The organism is Amycolatopsis sp. NPDC031561 (assembly GCF_055580625.1).
In genome coordinates this window covers 121,907-138,365 of the sequence record NZ_JBVILA010000003.1, presented here as the reverse complement: position 1 = coordinate 138,365, position 16,459 = coordinate 121,907, and the positions used below count along the sequence as shown (strand labels likewise).

Here is a 16,459-nt window from a genome sequence, read left to right as displayed (position 1 = left end):
CAATAGGAGAACGCGGACGACTTCAATGTGTGGACGGGTAGGGATGGCGGTCATTCGGGCGGGTGCGGAACGGGCCGGTAGACGAGTTCCTGGGTGTGCCCGTCGAGCGTCCGGCTCTCGATCAGTTCGAGGTCGAAGTCGGCCGCGCCCCGGAAAATCGGGCAGGCCCCGGTCTTCCCGGTGATCACCGGGAACAGCGTGACCTGCACCCGGTCGACCAGACCGGCGGCCATCAGCGCCCGGTTCATCGCCAGGCTGCCGTGCGAGCGCAACGGAACCTCGGACTCCTTCTTGAGCCGGGCGACGACGTCGACGGCGTCGCCGCTCACGACGGTCGCGTCCGGCCAGCCGAGCGGTTCCCGGATCGTGGTCGACACCACCGTCGCGGGCAGGTTCTTCATCTTGGTGACCCAGGGATCCAAGCCCTCGGGTTCCACGATGCCCGAGAGCATCTCCACGCTGGTCCGGAACGTGGTGGCGCCGAAGACCATCCGCTGCTCCTCGCTGTACAACGCGAGGCGTCGATCGAGCAGTTCGGGGCCCTGTTTGCCCCAGTAACCGCCCCAGTCACCGGTGTGGGAGCCGAAGCCGTCGAGGCTGGAGAAGACGTCGAAGGTGTAGGTCGCGGTCATGATGCTCCTTCGGTGAGGGTGGCCAGGTGGCGCAGCGAGTTGATGAGGTGATCGGGGCCGAACGGCGGGAAATGGATGTACTCCCGGACGTGCGGCGGCACGGCCGACCAGTCGTAGGTGAGCGTGACCTCGGTCCCGGACGGGCCGAGCGGCGCCAGGTCGTACCGCCAGATCCAGCCGCCGAACTCCAAGTGGCCGCCGTCCTTCTCCGTCCCCGTCAGCCAGCCGATGGCGCGCGGCGGTTCCAGCACTTCGACCTTGTTGACCACGCGGTAGTCGCCGTCCGGATGGTTGTCGTGATACATGTCCATCCGGAAGATCTGCCCGGTCTCGGTCAGCGGCTCCCGGTCGGCGGCCTCCTGAACCCAGCCGGTGCCGTCGATCGCGGAATGGGTCGTCGGATCCGCGAGCACCTCGAACACCCTGGTGACAGGCGCGGCGACGGTCAGCTTGGCGTTTACGTTCTCTTCGGTCATGGTGGCAGGTTCCTTTCCTCTCACCCTGCCTACGAACGGCGTCGGCGCCATCCGACATCGCGGCGGAGAAAATTTCGGGAGGATGTGGGCATGTACTGCCTGCAAGCCGTCATCGTCACGGAGACGGCACTCGGTGGACTGATCGCCTGCCGTGGCGTACGTCGAAGCCGAGTACTTCGGCGGTACCGGGACGCAGTCCGCGCAGGTCTGGGAAAACGGAGAGACGGTCCTCGGCACGCTGCAGGTCCCCGAGGACGAGCCAGATCCGGCCGACGGCAGCCCGATTTCCCGGGCGCTTCGGCGGCTCGGCGTGATCAAGGGTGATCACTTCGACGAGTTCGCCGCCGTCGGGCTGGGCAGGCATCGCGATACGGCTGACTGGCTTTCCGCCTAGGAGTTCGCGTCGGAAGCGTGTCGTGTTCGCGGGCGGGTCGTGCTGGGACTGAAGGGAAGCCTCGGCGTCGCGGATCTGGCTTGGCCGACGAGAGCCGGCCGCACCTGACTGTCCACACAGGACACTTCCGGGCGGGCAAATGTCTGGTTGATAACCGGTTCGCAAAGCGCGCAAAGCGCCTAGATCAGACATCTGTCCCGCCGCCGACACGCTGACGCCCTTCTTGCTCGCGGCGAGTTCGACGGCTCGCGGCCGGGATCCTCGAGGTAACCGGGCCTTCGCTGTCTTGTCGATCACGTCGTTCGGCCGGATGGCCCAGTCGCACGGCGGTCTTGGTCGTCGGCCACGAGACTCAGGGAAAGACTGATGAGGAGCGTGAATCGAATGCCCGCGACCAAGGCGAGACAGGTGCGCCACAACAAGGCCGTCCAAGTGATCGGGCGGATCGGGATGGGGTGCTACGGACTGGTGTACCTGCTCATCGGGTACCTGGCGGCGCGCATCGCCTTCGGCGGTGGCGGTCAAGAGGCCGACGGACGCGGCGCGGTCGCCGAGGTCGGTTCGACCCCGGCGGGCGGCGTGCTGTTGTGGGTACTGGCGGCCGGTTTGGTGGCGTACGGCCTGTGGCAGGCCCTGCTGGCCGCGGTCGGGTACACGTGGATCGACAAACAAGGACGCCGCGTCGTCAAGCGGGTGACGTCCGGAGTTCGTTGCGCGGTGGGGATTTCGCTGGGGGTGTACGCGGCCCGGCTCGCGGCGGGCGCGGGAGAACAGGGCAGCGGTGACCAGAAACAGCAGGAGCTCACCGCGCGGCTGCTGAGCTTGCCCGCCGGTCCGTTCCTGGTGATCGTGGCGGCCGTCATCGTGCTCGGCGTCGCGGTGGCCTCGGTGGTGAACGGTGTGCGCCGGAACTTCGTGAAGGATCTCGACCTCTCGTCGCTGCCGTCGGGAACACAGCGTTGGGTCGAACGGCTCGGACGGATCGGTTATATCGCAAGGGGACTCGTCTTCGGCGTGATCGCGGTGCTCCTCGGCTACGCGGCGGTGTCGCACGACCCGTCCCGTTCCGGCGGGCTCGACGCGGCCTTGCGCACGTTGGCCGATCAGCCGTTCGGCACGGTGCTGCTCAGCGTGGTGGCCCTCGGTGTCGCCTCGTTCGGCGCGTACTGCGTCGGCGCGGCGCGGGCGCAGCGCGGCTGAAGTCCCGCCTCGGTCCGTCGAAGAACCGAGGCGGGAAGCGAAACTACTCGACGGCCAGTTCGCCCAGTTCCGACCAGCCGTCCTGGTCGATCTTCGCGTTGACGATCCGCGGCGTCTCGGCCAGGTACGGCGGCAGCTCGCGCTGAGCCGCGCGGAAATGCTCCGAACCGACGTGGGCGGCGCCCGCGTCGTCGTCCCGGAAGGCCTCGACGAGAACGTACTCGTTCGGGTCTTCGAGGCTGCGGGACCAGTCGTACCAAAGGCAACCGGGCTCGGCGCGGGTCGCCTCGGTGAAGTCGCGCGCGATTTCCGGCCACCGGTCCGCGTGTTCGGGACGGACCCGGAACTTCGCCGTGATGAAGATCATGATCGTCCTGCTTCCTGCTCGAGAGAACGGGGATTACTCCGTCGATCATCGCCGACTGGCCGTTTCGACGATACCCGGGCGGTACCCGTTCAGAGCGCGGACGCCGCCCGGTAGTCCCTCGGCGAGGTCCCGAGAAGCCTGGTGAACATGGTGGAGAACGCGGCGGGGCTCTCGTAGCCGAGCGAGGCGGCGATCCCGGCGATGGGGCGGCCGTCCGACAGCAGTGACAGGGAATGCAGCACACAGGCCCGTTGCCGCCAGCGGGCGAAACCCATCCCGGTCTCGGCGGTGAAGATCCGGTTCAGTGTCCGCTCGCTCACGTGCAGCCTAGATGCCCAGGTGCCCACCGGATCGTGGATGTCCGGCTTGTCCAAAAAGGACTCGCACAGCGCGCGCAGCCGTTCGTGCTTCGGCAGTGGGAGATCGAGCGGGACCGGGGCGGACCGCCGGATCTCGTGCAGGATCAGGCCGATGACGGCGGCGTCCCGCCCGCGCGGCGAGTACAGCTCCGGCACGCCGACGGCCTCGTTCAGCAGTTCCCGGAGCAGTGCGGAGACCTCGACCACCTGGCACCGTCGCGGGAACCACGGCACCGCCTTCGGCTCGATGTACAGGCTTCGGGTGCTCACGGTCGTCGTGAAGACCTGATGACCGGTCTCCGGCGGGACGAGCACCGCGCGCCGGGTCGGGATGGTCCACGTGCCGTCGGCCGTTTCGACCCGCATCGACCCCGTCGCGCTGTAGAGGAACTGTGCCCGCCGGTGCCGGTGCGGGGGAATCCGGTGGCCCGGCGGGTAATCGGTGCGGATCGCCACCACCGCCCGGTCGAGGTGGTCGACCTCGTCGATGGGGATGTCACGCACTCCGCCGAGGCTACCCTCGCGCTGTCCGATGCGCGAAAGAAAGTGGCGCCCTTTCGAATGCCCGCCGCGCCGGGAGCACCTACCGTCGAAGGAGTGCTGATCGAGATCTCGGTGCTCCTCGGGTTCGGATGCCTGAGCGGCGTCACCACCGTCCTTTTCGGATTCGGCGGCGGATTCATCACCGTGCCCGTCGTTTACGCCTTCGCACTCGCCGGGCCGGACACCGCCCTCGGGGCGATGCACGTGGCGGTCGCCACGTCGACCGCGGTGATGGTGGTCAACGCCGGGAGCGCGACCCTCGCCCAGCTTCGGACCGGACGGCTCCGCCGCGACTACCTGTGGCCGATCATCGCCTTCATCGGCCTGGGCGCCGTTCTCGGTTCCTTCGCCGCCACCGCGGCCGACGAAAGCGTGCTGCGCTGGCTTTTCGTCGCCTATCTCGCGCTGACCATCGTCGACAGCGTGGTCCGGAAAGGATTCGTGAGCAGGCGGGACGACACGCGGCCCCGTGCGCTCGGCGGGATCACCACCACCGCGGGCGGGACCGGGATCGGTGCCGTGGCGAGCTTCCTCGGTGTCGGGGGCAGCGTGCTCACCGTCCCCCTCATGCGGCGCAAGGGCCTGCCGATGGCCGACGCGACCGCGCTGGCGAACCCCTTGAGCCTGCCGGTGGCGGTGATCGGCACCGCCGTCTACGCCTTCGCGGCGACGGGTGTGTCTTCGGGCGCCTCGCACCTCGGCTACATCGACCTGGTGGCCGCGGGCGCGCTGCTGTGCGGATCGCTGCCGGCCATCGCCGTGACGCGCCGGGTGGTCGGCCGGATCCCGGACCGCGCGCACGCGATCGCGTACCTCGCTCTGCTCGGTGCCGCGCTGGTCGCGATCGTCGTCAGTTAGGAGAAGTCGCCCTGAGTGATCTGATGAGTGGGCGCGAAAGTCAAGTCTTGACAGGGATAACCCGAGGATGGCAGCGCGATTGCGGCAGTAAAGATCCGACGAATCCTCTATACCTTTGCGGGATCTTCCGCCAAGATCTTCCGCATGAAGCTGAGATCGATCACCAAACGCATGTTCGTTCTCGGGCTGCTGACGGTTCTCGGGACCACCGGGGCGACGTCAGCGGCCACCGCCGAACCCCTGTCGTCACCCACGGACGTGAACGCGACAGGACTGCCTCGCGGCGGCTGGGACCCCGTCGGCCCGAACAGCATCGGCGGGCTGCTCGCCGTTTCGCCTGCCGGGCTCGCGATGATGCAGCCCGGCCCGCCCGCGTTGTGGCTCTCCGGCGACCGCGGCGGCTCGTGGACCGCGCGCCGGGGACTGCCCGACGACACCGCCATCCAGGGATTCTTCGCCGATCCGGTGAATCCCGACCGGATGCTCGCGGTGGGCAACAAACCCGGGTACCAGATCGGCGAGTGGCGCGGCCTGCTGCTGAGCACCACCGACCGCGGTCAGACGTGGGAGACCCTGCGCGAGTGGTACCCCGACGGCGCGTTCGGCATGGCCACGGATCCGGCGGGCCGGGTCGTCGTGGTGCAGAACCTCGATTCGCTCAGCGTCAGTACCGACGGCGGCGTGAACTGGAACGACGTGCCGAGGACCTGGCCGCGCGAGGGGATCGCCGCGCCGGTCGGCGCGCTCAAGCTCACCTTGGTCGGCGACGACGCCTACTTCACGACGGTCTACCCGGAGTACTCCCTGTGGGTGGTTCGCGGGGTCAGCGGCAAGGAACCGCGTGCCGAACTCGTCTACCGGGTGAACGGCGAGATCGGGCAGGTCGCCTCGGACGGCAAGCGGTTCGTGGTCACGGTCGGCCCCGAATTGCACGGCTCCACCGACGGCGGGAAGACCTGGACGGTGCTGCGCCGCGAACCCGGCGGGCAGCCTTTGCGTGAACCGCGTTTCGTCGGCGGGCGTCTGTATGTCTCGACGTATAACGACATAGACGTCAGCACGGATTTCGGCCGCACCTGGACTCGCAAACCGGTACCCGCGCCCGGCGAGGGCGTCACCGACATGATCGAACTCCCCGCCGCCGCGGGCAAACCCGCCACCACGCTGATCTCCTCGGTGTACCGAGGCGTGTACGCGGACGGTGGCAAGAACGGCTACCAGCAGATCGGCGTGCCCGGCGAGTCCATCCGAGACCTCGTGACCAGCGGGAACATTCTCCGGGAGAGCGTCGTCGCGGCCGGTGTGCAGGAGATCTACAACACCCCGCTTCCGCGCGGCAAGATCGCCGCCGCGGACAGGGCCTGGCAGTCGCACCCCACCGACCGGCTGCACGAGGACGCGCGTCTGTCCGTCTCGCCGAGCCGTCCGGACGTGGTCTGGCAGGTCACCCGGAACGGGTTCTCGCTCGACGTGCTCCGCAGTGGCGACGGCGGCCGCACCTGGCAGTTCGCGGCGAAGGCGAAGGAAGGTCTCCCCAGGGCGATCTTCGCGCATCCGGCCGACCCGGACCGGCTTCTCGTCTCGGCTTTCGCGCCCAGCGGCTATGTGCTCTACCGCAGCGACAACGCCGGGAAGACCTGGGAAAAGCTCACCACCGACAACGGGTTCATCGCGTTCGCGGGTGACCCCTGGAACGCGAACCGGGTCTGGGGCGGGGACTCCGGAGGCCTGTCCAGGTCCGATGACGGCGGCAAGACCTGGACCCGTGTCTCCGACGAACCGGTCAGTTCGATCTCGGTGAGCCGCTGGGGTGGCGGGCGTGTCCTCGTCGGTGGTGCGGGTCTGCTGCTCAGCGAGGACAACGGCCGGACGTTCCGCCGGGTCCGCGACGGTGGGGATCCCCGGGAGATCAGCCGGATCCTGCCGCATCCGTTCGACTTCAGGGTGTGGTTCGCGAGCAGCGCGACCGGGGGAGGCGTGCTGCGCAGCACGGACTTCGGCCGCACCTGGTCGCCGCTGCCGGGTGCGCTGCCCGACCCGCGGGTGCTCTCGATGGCGATCAGCGCGGACGGCCGGTATCTCTTCGCGGGCACCGCGCAGTCCGGCGCGTACCGGCTGACGCTGTACTGAGTCCGGGACGCTTCGTGGCCGGCGAAAGTTCTGGCCACGAAGCGTTTACTCGGTGCCGGACCGGGTGTCAGAGTCGAGGTCATGGCCATCGACGTCGCAGCCCTCCGGCTTCACTTCCCGTCCCTCACCAACGGAACCGCTTTCTTCGACGGACCCGCGGGCACGCAGACACCCCGGTCCGTCGCCGACGCCATCGCCGGGACGCTGACCGGCCCGCTGTCGAACCGGGGCACGGTCAGCCCGTCCGAGCTCAACGCGGAGAAAGCCGTCTCGGGCTTTCGCGCCGCCTATGCCGATTTCTTGAACCTGCCGGCCGAAGGCATCGTCCACGGCCGCAGCGCCACCCAGCTGACGTATGACTTTTCCCGGCACCTGGCCAAAAACTGGCGCGAGGGCGACGAGATCGTCGTCAGCCGCCTCGACCACGACGCCAACGTCCGGCCTTGGGTCCAGGCCGCCGAACGGGCCGGGCTGACCGTCCGCTGGCTCGACATCGACCCCGAAACCACCGAACTCGACCTCGACTCCCTTGTCCTCACCGAGCGGACGAGGCTGGTCGCGGTCACGGCGGCCTCGAACGTCCTCGGCACCAAGCCGCCGATCCGCCGGATCGCCGACCTCGCCCACGACGCCGGGGCGCTGGTGTTCGTGGACGGCGTCCACTACGCCGCACACGAGCTGGTGGACGTTCCGGCGATGGGCGCGGATTTCTTCGTCTGCTCGCCGTACAAGTTCCTCGGCCCGCACTGCGGGGTGCTCGGCGCGTCGCCTGCCCTCCTCGAAACCGTCGAACCGGACAAGCTCATGCCGTCGCCCGACACCGTGCCCGAACGCTTCGAATTCGGCACGCTGCCTTACGAGATCCTCGCGGGCGCGACGGCCGCGGTGGACTTCCTCGCCGCCCTCGACCCGGCAGCGGGCGGATCGCGGCGGGAACGCCTGACGAATTCGCTGAATTCCTTGCACGACCACGAAATCACGCTGCGCACCAAGCTGGAAAAGGGGCTGGAAGACACCGTCACCGTCCACTGCAAGGCGGCCGACCGGACCCCGACCCTCCTGATGGGTCTCGGCGGCCGCGAGCGCGAGGCGCAGCAGCATCTCGCCGAGAGGCAGGTCGTCGCCCCGGCGGGATCCTTCTACGCCTACGAAGTCTTCGCGGCCTTGAAGCTGGAGAATCCGGCGCTCCGGGTCGGGCTCGCGCCGTACACCAGCGCCGAAGACGTCGACAGGTTGCTGGACGGTCTCTCGACGTTCGCGTAGTGAGGAGAAGGGCAAAGTAGCCCCTGCTTTTGGGGCCGGTCACAAGACTCGTTCGCCTGATCTTGTGATCGGCCCCATGGACGTACGGTGACCGGGCCGACACCCTGGGAAGGGAGCGTCGCGGGCAACGGGGCCCGGGCGGAACGGGACGGTGACCACCATGACGAGGCTTCGGGAACGGACACTGATCGCCGGAATGGTCGTGCTCGCGACCGTGGGCATCGCGCCCGCCGCGGCGGCCACGACCGGGATCGCGGACCAGTGGAGCGAACCGGGTCCCTTCGCGGTGACCGTCGAAGCCCTCGACAGCACGCACACCGTGTACCGGCCCTCGCGGCTGGAGAGGCACCCGGTGATCCTGTGGGGCAACGGAACCGGCGCGAACCCGAAGATCTACGACGGCCTGTTGCGCCATCTGGCCTCCCACGGTTTCGTGGTCGCGGCCGCCGACACACCGAACGCGGGCTCCGGCAAGGAAATGCTGGCCGGAGCCACCACCCTGATCGCCGAGAACTCCCGTCCCGGCAGCCGTTACGAAGGGAAGATCGACACCGCGCACATCGGTGCGACCGGTCATTCCCAGGGCGGCGGCGGGGCGATCGCCGCCGGCGCGGATCCCCGCATCACCGCCACGATCCCGATCGAGCCGGGGCCACAAGGCTCCGCCACGGCCTTGAAGGGGCCTTCGTTCTTCCTCGGAGGGCAGTTCGACACCATCGTCATTCCCGCGCTCCTGGTCATCCCGCGGTACCGCCTCGCCGACCAGGTGCCCGCGATCTACGGCGAACTCGCCGGCGCGACCCACTTCACGCCCGTCGGTGACGGTGGCGGGTTCCGCGGCGCGATCACGGCGTGGTTCCGGTTCTGGCTGTCCGGCGACGAGCGAGCCCGCACGGAGTTCTTCGGTGCTTCCTGCGGCTTGTGCCGGGACGGTGCGTGGTCCGACGTCCGGCGCAACGCGAAGGCCCTGGCCGTTCCGGCGGTTTGATCGACTGTTCCTGTCGGTGCTCCGGGTTAAGGTCTGCCACAGCAGCCTGACCAGGAGGGACACCCTGTCATGACCACTCTCGACAACCGCCCGAACACCGCGCTCTTGGTCGTCGACGTCCAGAACGGCGTCGTCGACGAGGGCCACGAGCGCGACGCGGTGGTGGCGAACATCGCCGCTCTCGTCGGCCGCGCGCGACGGGAAGACGTGCCGGTCGTGTGGGTGCAGCATTCCGACGAAGAACTCGTGCGAGGGAGCGAGGAGTGGTGCCTCGTCGGCGAGCTGACCCGGGAAGACGCCGAGCCGCTCGTCGACAAATCCTATGGAGATTCCTTCGAGGACACCGATCTGGAGAAGGTGCTCGCCGAACGCGGTGTCGGGCGTCTCGTGGTCGTCGGGGCGGAGACCGACGCCTGCATTCGCTCGACGTTGCACGGCGCCCTGGTCCGGGGATACGACGCGACGCTGGTCGGCGACGCGCATACGACCGTGGACAAGTCGGAATGGGGTGCGCCCGAGCCGGCGCAGGTCATCGCGCATACGAACCTGTACTGGCGGTACCAGGTCGCGCCGGGCCGGAAGGGAGGCACGGTCGCGACAGCGGACGTCGAATTCAGCGGCTGAGCCGTCTCAGCTCCGGCCCGGCCGCCGAGCGATCAGCAGCCCCGCGTCGCTGGTGAAAACGTTGCCGCAGTGGGACTTCGCCGCCTGTAGGACGCAACGGGCGGTTTCGGGTGGAACCTGCCCGAGGTTGTCGTCCAGGCAGTCGGCGAACGCGAACCGTTCGCCGTCGGCGGCACGTGCGCCGGAGAGGCCTTCGGTGTGCAGGACCAGCAGATCTCCGGGCCGCAGCCGGGCGGTCCCGATCCGGCCGGGCGCCCCGGCGCCGAACGGCGGGCGCTCCATGCTGTCCAATGTGGTCTGTTGGCGGTCGTGGCCGAACACGAGCGGCGGGATGCCTCCCGCATCGAGGTAACGGAGCCCGCCGTCGGCGAGGTTCAGTTCGGCCAGCGTGCCGCGGACCGTGACGCCGTCGCCGAACTGCGTCGACAGCGCTTTGTCGACAGCGGCTTCCTGGCCGCGTAGGTCCAGGTCTTCGCGACGGGCGGACCGGTAGGCCGCGAGCGCCGCCGAGGCCGCCAGGCCCGCGGACAGGGTGTCCCGTCCGGCGTCGAAGATCGCCAGCCACGCTGTCGTTTCGGAGAGCGCGTAGTCGAAGGTGACGCCGCGAACGTCGTAAGTGGGCTCGACACCGCCCGCCACCACGACGTCGCGCGTCGCCGCGGTCAACGGGGGCAGGTTCTGCCAGAGCAGCTCCGCGATGGGGCCGCGCCGCCGCCGTCGCCGCAGCATGTCGAGGCCGTCGCCGTACCTCATCGCGGCCGCGATGAGGTGGCCGGAGAGCGACGCGAGCCACTGGCACTGGATTCGCAGCGAGGGGTCGTTGAGGTCGGCGTCCGGACCGGCCTCGACTTCGAGCACGCCGATGCGCTCGTCACCGTCCAGCAGGGTGATCCACAACCGTGGTCCGCCCGGCTCCTCGACCAGCAGGGTGCCGGCGTGCCGGTACGCCTCGCCCGCGGTGCTGGCCTCGATGGCCAGCGATGCCCTGACGGTCGGCGACTCGCCGGGAAGCGGGATGAGCTGCCGCTGGTCGTAGTCGGCGAGATAGACGGTGATCTCGAGGTCCAGTGCCCGGCCCGCCGCGGCGATGATCTCGGGCAGCCGCTCGGGGGAGGCACGGTGGGCGCCGTCGAGGAGCCCTACCAGCGCGGCCAACGGCCCGCGAGGCCGGAAGTCCTCGCCGGTCGCGCGGCTGTAGGGGGCCCGGCGCACGCCGGAGACCTCGTCGAGCCGTTCGTTGACCGCGTGGGCGACCATGTCCCGCTGGATCCTGGGCAGGGGGATCAGCTCCTGCAGGAAGCCGTCCAGCTCGACTTCGCTGACGTCGCCGCCGAGAGCGAAATATCTCAGCCACAGCTGCTCGACGGTGAGTCCGGTCCGCGCGAAACAAGCCGCGACGATCCGGCGCTGCTCCTCTGCCTGGAGCGAAGCCACGGTGATCACCCCCGAGTTCTCGACGACACCAGCCGGGTACCAACCGGTGCCCGGTCCGAAACATGAGCGGGCATGAACGGACCCCGAGCCGCAGGAGAACGTGAAATTACGCCAGGTGGCCGAGCGGTGCCTGGTCGGCGTGCCCGGTAGGGGTGATCCGGGACGGGCCGAACGTGGGTCGCGGTAGGCGGGGTGATCCCATTCGGCTAAGGTCGGCTTCCGAAAGCGGTTCTGAGCGTTGAGAAGTTAGCGCCGATCCGCCGGTAACCGGGTTGGTTGCGGCGGTTGATGGTGCGCGCTCGGCGCCGGTTCCAGCCGGTGACTCCCGTGGTGCATCACGCCGATGTGCAGAAGTGGGAGAGGCGGGCTTTGGCCGATGAAATCGACTGGCAGCAGGACAAGAACCGATTCGTCGAGGATGTCGGCGACGGCGAACTGCCGGTGACCTCCGAAAACGGCGCTCGGCTCATCGCCGGGCCACTGGTTAGCCAATTCGTGTCCCTGACCAGGGCGTTGCTGGATTCCGGCTCGGTCGCGGCGGTACTCGAACGAGTGGTCTTCGCGACTCGTGACCTGGTGCCGGGCGCGGATCTGGTGAGTGTCACCCTCCTCGATCCCGACGGTGCGTTCCACACGCCGGTGCGGACCGACGAGATCGCGCGCGAACTGGACCAGCTGCAGTACCAGTACGGCGAGGGTGCCTGCGTCGAGGCCGCGCGGGTTTCGGGACCGGCGGCCGCCTTCAGCGACAACCTCGCCGAGGACGCGCGCTGGCCGCGGTTCGGGCCGGCCGCCGCGGCGCTCGGTTTCCACTCGCTGGTCTCTACAGCCTTGCTGCCCGAGGCGTCGAGTTCGCAGCTTTCGGGCGCGCTGAACGTCTACTCGCGACGTCCGCACGGCATCGCCAGGGCCGATCGCGATGTGCTGTTGCTGCTGGCCACACACGCGTCGCTGGCGCTGGCGACCACGCACGCGGTCACACGCGGTCAGCTCCAGGAGGAACAGCTCCAGCAGGCACTGGACAGCAGGGACGCGATCGGACAGGCCAAGGGCATCCTGATGGCGCGGCGGGGGATCGACGCGGCCGAGGCGTTCGAGGTGCTGCGGAACACGTCGCAGAACATGAACATCAAACTCCGGGAACTGGCGGAGATGCTGTCCAAGCGGCATTCGGAACTGCATCTGCCCGACTGAGCGGGCGGGCGCTACTACGATCGCGACCATGGGTTTCGGTGAACTGGCGTTGTCGCGATCGTTCGAGTGGCGTGGCCGTTCGGTGGCGTGGGAACGACTCGGCGAAGGCGCCCCGGTGGTGCTGTGCCACGGGACACCGTGGTCGGCACAGCTGTGGGCGCCTTTCGCGCGAGCGCTCAGCGAGGAGTTCGCCGTCCATGTCTGGGACATGCCGGGGTACGGCCGCTCGTCGAAGGAGCCCGGTCACGCGGTCGATCTCGGCACGCAGGGCGAGCTTTTCGCCGACCTGCTCGCGTATTGGGGACTGACGGCCCCGCACGTGATCGCGCACGACTACGGCGGCGCCGTCTCGCTGCGCGCCAACCTGCTGCACGGTGCCGAATACGCCTCACTCGCCCTGGTGGACGTCGTCGCGCTGCGGCCGTGGGGTTCGGAATTCTTCCGGCTCGTCGCGGAGAACGCCGAGGTCTTCCAGGCGCAGCCCCCGACGGTGCACCGAGGTGCGCTGGAGTCCTATATCGGGACGGCCTCCCATCGTGGTCTCACCGGCGAGCAACTGGCCACGCTGACCGGCCCTTGGCTGGACGAGCAGGGACAACGCGCCTTCTACCGGCAGATCGCCGAGGCGGACGTCCGGTACACCGACGAGATCCAGGATCGCTATCCCGAACTCGCGCTGCCGGTGAAGGTGATTTGGGGCGCGGAAGACACCTGGATCCCGGTCGACCGGGCGGAACAACTCGCGAACGCGATTCCCGGCGCACTCTTGGACGTCATTCCGGACGCCGGGCATCTGATCCAGTACGACGCGCCGGTCGAACTGGCCTTTTCCCTCCATCGCTGGCTCACCGCGGAAGTGGACCGGTGGGGACCCGGGTCAAGATCAACATCGTATTAGCGAAATATTAGAGATCGTCTACGTGATATCCCGCGACGTAGGCGTTCGCGAGCAGTCCGCCGTGACATTCCGCCGTCGACGGTCCGAAACCGCGCGGAACCCAATGGCCGGCGGTGTACCAAAAGGATGACCCCGACGCGCAGTGAGCGACCACTCGATAGGTTTCCGAGTACCTCGGCAGGGAGAAGCAGGTCGTGGAAATCCCCTCGCCGAAGAGGATTCCGAAGCGGTTGCTGTCGCACCCGTAGGGCGGGAAGGGGCTTTCGGTCGCCGCGGAGGCCGGTGAACCGGCCAGGATTCCGGCCGCCGAGAAGGCGGCCATGACTAAAGCGGCGATTCTCTTCTTCATTGCTTTCTCCCGGGGATCGTTCCCAATGGAAAGCTCAGATTAGCCGCACGGAAGAATTGTCGTGAATTCATCGGGCAGGTGAAACGAGAACGCGTGCGGTGAGCCGCGCTGCTCCGAAAGAGCGTCCCCCGACCCCCTTCTGAGTTCCCGGTCCCCTTTTGGCCTAGCGTCGCCGGTATTGCGCGGGGGACGTGATCGTGGCCCTGTCCTCATAGGACCCGGGCCTGCCGCGGTCGACGTGGAACGTCGTCAGGGTGCTCACCGGCGAACGCGGGTCGCGTCGGTCGCCGATCACCCGCATGTGCGTGCTCCAGCGGCGCGGGGTGACCTCGTAGACGTCGTAGCCGTACCGGTTGCCCTCGAAGTACTTGAGGTGCGGGTTCGCCGCGCCCATCTTCGGCCCGTTCGTGGCGTTCCATTCGGGGGAGTAGGCGCCGGAGGAGACCGAATGCGCGGTGAACTCCGTGCCGATCACCGGGGTGGCCGGATCGGCGAAGTCGGGGCGGATGTCGTCGACGAACGCCGAATGCCAGTCGCCGGTGATCACCACGAGGTCTTCGAGGCCGCTCTGGGCGACGTGGGTCAGCACCTCCTTGCGTTCGGCGAGGAAGCCGTCCCACTGGTCGGTGAACATGTAGCCGCCGCCACCCGGCTTCGCCAGCTGGCTGAGCATGATCGAGTTCACCCAGCAGTGCCACGCCTCACCGGCGCCGGTCACCTGATCCTTGAGCCACGCCTTCTGGTCCGCGCCGAGGATCGTGCCGTCGGGAAGGTTCTGCGCCGACCGGTACTGCCGGAGATCCAAAATGGACAGGTCCAGCAGGTCGCCCCAGCGGCGCTGCCGGTGGATCCGCGGGCTCGCCGGGTGGTCCGGGCGCACCGGCATGTGTTCGAACCAGGCCTGGTACGCCGCCGATCGCCGGGCCTGCAGCGCCGGGGTGGTGCCGCTGTAGTCGTTGACCACCTCGTGGTCGTCCCAGGTGATGAACCAGGGGTGGGCCGCGTGAGCGTCCCGCAGCGAGGGGTCGGACTTGTAGAGCGCGTGCCGCCGCCGGTACGCAGGCAGCGTCAGCACCTCGGGGCCTTCGTGGTCGCGCAGCGGGTTCCCGCCGACCTGGCCGTGTTCGTAGACGTAGTCGCCGAGGTGGACGACGAAATCGAGGTCCTCCCGCGCGATCCCGGCGTGGGCCGCGTAGAACCCGTCGTGGAACGCCTGGCAGTTCGCCGAGGCGAACCGCACCCGCCGGACCGGCCCGACGGGCGCGGTGCGGGTGCGGCCGACCCGGCTGACCTTGCCGAGCGCGTGGAAGCGGTAGTAATACTGCGAGCCCGGCTCCAGCCCGGACACCGGGACGTGCACGCTGTGCCCGAGCCCGGCGGTGGCCGGCGCAGTCCCGCGTGCCACGCGGCGGCGGAAACCTCGGTCGGTGGCGACCTCCCAGCCGACCTCGACGGTGTCTTCGAGCGGCTGCTCGAACTCCATCGGTTTCGGCGCGAGCCTGGTCCAGAGCGCGACGCCGTACGGCACCGGGTCGCCGGACGCGACGCCGAGCGTGAACGGCGCCTCGTCCCACGTCGCGCCCAGCGCCGCGGCGGCCTCCTCCGCCTGCGCGACGGTCATCCGCGAACTCAACGGCCAGGCCAGCCCCAGCGCACCGGCGGTGGCGGCGCCTCGCAACAGGTCCCGGCGGTTGACGGACATCGGTGGTCTCCCTCGGCTTCGTGGTGGGTCGTCCCACACCGAACACGCCCAAGATGGCCGGGGGTGAACGCGAGGGAGAACATTCAGACGGTGATGACGACCTTGCCGCGCGCGTGTCCCTCGCTCGCGTAGCGGATGGCTTCGGGCACCTCGGTCAGCGAGTAGGAGCGGTCGATGACCGGCGTCAGTTTCTCCGCCTCGATGAGCGCGCGAAGCGTCTGGAGATCGTCTTGGTTCTCCGTGGAGAACAGGCCGAGGAGCTTCTGTTTCACGAACGGCCCGAGGAACAGTGCCCGCAGGTTGCGGCCCACCGGCCCGATCCACCGCCCGTCGCCCTCGCCGCCGACGATGACCAGGGTGCCGCGCGGGGTGAGGGCTTTCCGCAGCGAAGTCAGCGACCGGTTGCCCGCGGTGTCGAGGATGAGGTCGTAGCCGCCACCGAAGTCCTCACGCGTGTAGTCGAACACCCTGTCCGCGCCGAGCGACCGGACGAGATCCACCTTGCCCGTCCCGCACACCCCGTCGACCGTGGCGCCGAAAGCCTTGGCGATCTGCACCGCGAACGTGCCGACGCCACCGCCCGCGCCGATGATCAGGACCTTTTGCCGGGGCGCGACCTTCCCTTTGTCGCGAAGCGCCTGGAGGGCGGTGAACGCGGAGATGGGGACGGCCGCGGCTTCTTCGAACCCGAGCCGTCCGGGTTTCCGCGCGAGTTTGTCCACTGTGGTCAGTGCGTACTCGGCGAAAGAACCTTGACAGGTGCCGAAAACCTCGTCGCCGGGCCGGAATCGCGTGACGTCGCCGCCGACCGCGTGCACGACACCGGCGAAGTCGAGGCCGCGGACCCGGGCCTTCGGTCTCCGTACGCCGAAGCCCATCAAGCGCACCAGATACGGCGTGCCCTCCATGAGATGCCAGACTCCGGGATCGACGGCAGCCGCGCGGATCCGTACGACGACACCGTCCGGTCCCGGTTCGGGATCCGGCAGATCGATCAGCTTCAGGACTTCCGTCGTGCCGTACTCGTGCTGGACGATCGCCTTCATGG

General features: G+C 68.7%; 17 protein-coding genes. 9 read left to right on the top strand and 8 right to left on the bottom strand.

What is annotated here, in order from left to right; genetic code table 11:
• Nucleotides 1–50: 50 nt before the first annotated feature.
• On the bottom strand, nucleotides 51–632 hold the full coding sequence (locus ACZ5IK_RS09765; RefSeq protein WP_465487355.1) for a dihydrofolate reductase family protein: 582 nt from the start codon (nucleotides 630–632) through the stop codon (nucleotides 51–53).
• A complete protein-coding gene (locus ACZ5IK_RS09760; protein ID WP_465487354.1) occupies nucleotides 629–1,108 on the bottom strand; it encodes an SRPBCC domain-containing protein in 480 nt (159 codons plus the stop codon). Before ACZ5IK_RS09760 ends, ACZ5IK_RS09765 begins: the two co-directional genes overlap by 4 nt.
• A gap of 151 nt (nucleotides 1,109–1,259) precedes the next feature.
• Between ACZ5IK_RS09760 and ACZ5IK_RS09755 the strand changes: the two genes are divergently transcribed.
• Both ACZ5IK_RS09755 and ACZ5IK_RS09750 read left to right on the top strand, forming a co-directional pair.
• Entirely contained in the window at nucleotides 1,260–1,502 is a 243-nt protein-coding gene (locus ACZ5IK_RS09755; RefSeq protein ID WP_465487353.1) for a hypothetical protein, read from the top strand.
• A 384-nt stretch (nucleotides 1,503–1,886) separates the two neighbouring features.
• Complete coding sequence (locus ACZ5IK_RS09750) at nucleotides 1,887–2,702, top strand: DUF1206 domain-containing protein (RefSeq protein WP_465487352.1); 816 nt, start codon at nucleotides 1,887–1,889, stop codon at nucleotides 2,700–2,702.
• Nucleotides 2,703–2,745: 43 nt separating this feature from the next.
• Here ACZ5IK_RS09750 and ACZ5IK_RS09745 read toward each other — a convergent pair whose 3' ends face one another.
• Together ACZ5IK_RS09745 and ACZ5IK_RS09740 are read right to left on the bottom strand one after the other, a co-directional pair.
• Nucleotides 2,746–3,069 (bottom strand): putative quinol monooxygenase, encoded by a 324-nt coding sequence (locus ACZ5IK_RS09745; RefSeq protein ID WP_465487351.1) that lies wholly within the window; start codon nucleotides 3,067–3,069, stop codon nucleotides 2,746–2,748.
• Between the two features lie 89 nt (nucleotides 3,070–3,158).
• Nucleotides 3,159–3,932, bottom strand: coding sequence for an AraC family transcriptional regulator (locus ACZ5IK_RS09740; RefSeq protein WP_465487350.1), 774 nt, complete (start codon nucleotides 3,930–3,932; stop codon nucleotides 3,159–3,161).
• A gap of 93 nt (nucleotides 3,933–4,025) precedes the next feature.
• On the opposite strand from ACZ5IK_RS09740, the gene ACZ5IK_RS09735 reads away from it, so the two are divergent.
• The 5 genes from ACZ5IK_RS09735 to ACZ5IK_RS09715 all read left to right on the top strand — a co-directional run bounded on the left by ACZ5IK_RS09735 (nucleotide 4,026) and on the right by ACZ5IK_RS09715 (nucleotide 9,834).
• On the top strand, nucleotides 4,026–4,829 hold the full coding sequence (locus tag ACZ5IK_RS09735; protein ID WP_410605623.1) for a sulfite exporter TauE/SafE family protein: 804 nt from the start codon (nucleotides 4,026–4,028) through the stop codon (nucleotides 4,827–4,829).
• 144 nt (nucleotides 4,830–4,973) lie between these two features.
• Nucleotides 4,974–6,959, top strand: coding sequence for a peptidase S8/S53 subtilisin kexin sedolisin (locus ACZ5IK_RS09730; protein WP_465487349.1), 1,986 nt, complete (start codon nucleotides 4,974–4,976; stop codon nucleotides 6,957–6,959).
• Between the two features lie 81 nt (nucleotides 6,960–7,040).
• Nucleotides 7,041–8,222 (top strand): cysteine desulfurase-like protein, encoded by a 1,182-nt coding sequence (locus ACZ5IK_RS09725; protein WP_465487348.1) that lies wholly within the window; start codon nucleotides 7,041–7,043, stop codon nucleotides 8,220–8,222.
• 160 nt (nucleotides 8,223–8,382) lie between these two features.
• Nucleotides 8,383–9,210: a poly(ethylene terephthalate) hydrolase family protein gene (locus ACZ5IK_RS09720; RefSeq protein ID WP_465487347.1), complete on the top strand. Its 828-nt coding sequence runs from the start codon at nucleotides 8,383–8,385 to the stop codon at nucleotides 9,208–9,210.
• A 69-nt stretch (nucleotides 9,211–9,279) separates the two neighbouring features.
• A complete protein-coding gene (locus ACZ5IK_RS09715) occupies nucleotides 9,280–9,834 on the top strand; it encodes an isochorismatase family protein (protein WP_101609623.1) in 555 nt (184 codons plus the stop codon).
• Nucleotides 9,835–9,840: 6 nt separating this feature from the next.
• Here ACZ5IK_RS09715 and ACZ5IK_RS09710 read toward each other — a convergent pair whose 3' ends face one another.
• Nucleotides 9,841–11,268, bottom strand: coding sequence for a SpoIIE family protein phosphatase (locus ACZ5IK_RS09710; protein ID WP_465487346.1), 1,428 nt, complete (start codon nucleotides 11,266–11,268; stop codon nucleotides 9,841–9,843).
• A 369-nt stretch (nucleotides 11,269–11,637) separates the two neighbouring features.
• Between ACZ5IK_RS09710 and ACZ5IK_RS09705 the strand changes: the two genes are divergently transcribed.
• Both ACZ5IK_RS09705 and ACZ5IK_RS09700 read left to right on the top strand, forming a co-directional pair.
• Complete coding sequence (locus ACZ5IK_RS09705; protein WP_369862235.1) at nucleotides 11,638–12,462, top strand: GAF and ANTAR domain-containing protein; 825 nt, start codon at nucleotides 11,638–11,640, stop codon at nucleotides 12,460–12,462.
• 28 nt (nucleotides 12,463–12,490) lie between these two features.
• The gene (locus ACZ5IK_RS09700) at nucleotides 12,491–13,360 is read left to right on the top strand and encodes an alpha/beta fold hydrolase (protein WP_465487345.1); all 870 of its coding nucleotides are present in this window, start codon (nucleotides 12,491–12,493) and stop codon (nucleotides 13,358–13,360) included.
• Nucleotides 13,361–13,367: 7 nt separating this feature from the next.
• Here the strand turns inward: ACZ5IK_RS09700 and ACZ5IK_RS09695 are convergent, their stop codons facing one another.
• The 3 genes from ACZ5IK_RS09695 to ACZ5IK_RS09685 form a co-directional block, all read right to left on the bottom strand.
• Nucleotides 13,368–13,709: a hypothetical protein gene (locus tag ACZ5IK_RS09695; protein ID WP_465487344.1), complete on the bottom strand. Its 342-nt coding sequence runs from the start codon at nucleotides 13,707–13,709 to the stop codon at nucleotides 13,368–13,370.
• Between the two features lie 163 nt (nucleotides 13,710–13,872).
• Nucleotides 13,873–15,411 carry an alkaline phosphatase D family protein gene (locus tag ACZ5IK_RS09690; protein WP_465487343.1) on the bottom strand — a complete coding sequence of 513 codons (1,539 nt, stop codon included), beginning with the start codon at nucleotides 15,409–15,411 and terminating at the stop codon, nucleotides 13,873–13,875.
• Nucleotides 15,412–15,494: 83 nt separating this feature from the next.
• Nucleotides 15,495–16,457 carry an NAD(P)-dependent alcohol dehydrogenase gene (locus ACZ5IK_RS09685; protein WP_465487342.1) on the bottom strand — a complete coding sequence of 321 codons (963 nt, stop codon included), beginning with the start codon at nucleotides 16,455–16,457 and terminating at the stop codon, nucleotides 15,495–15,497.
• Nucleotides 16,458–16,459: the final 2 nt, after the last annotated feature.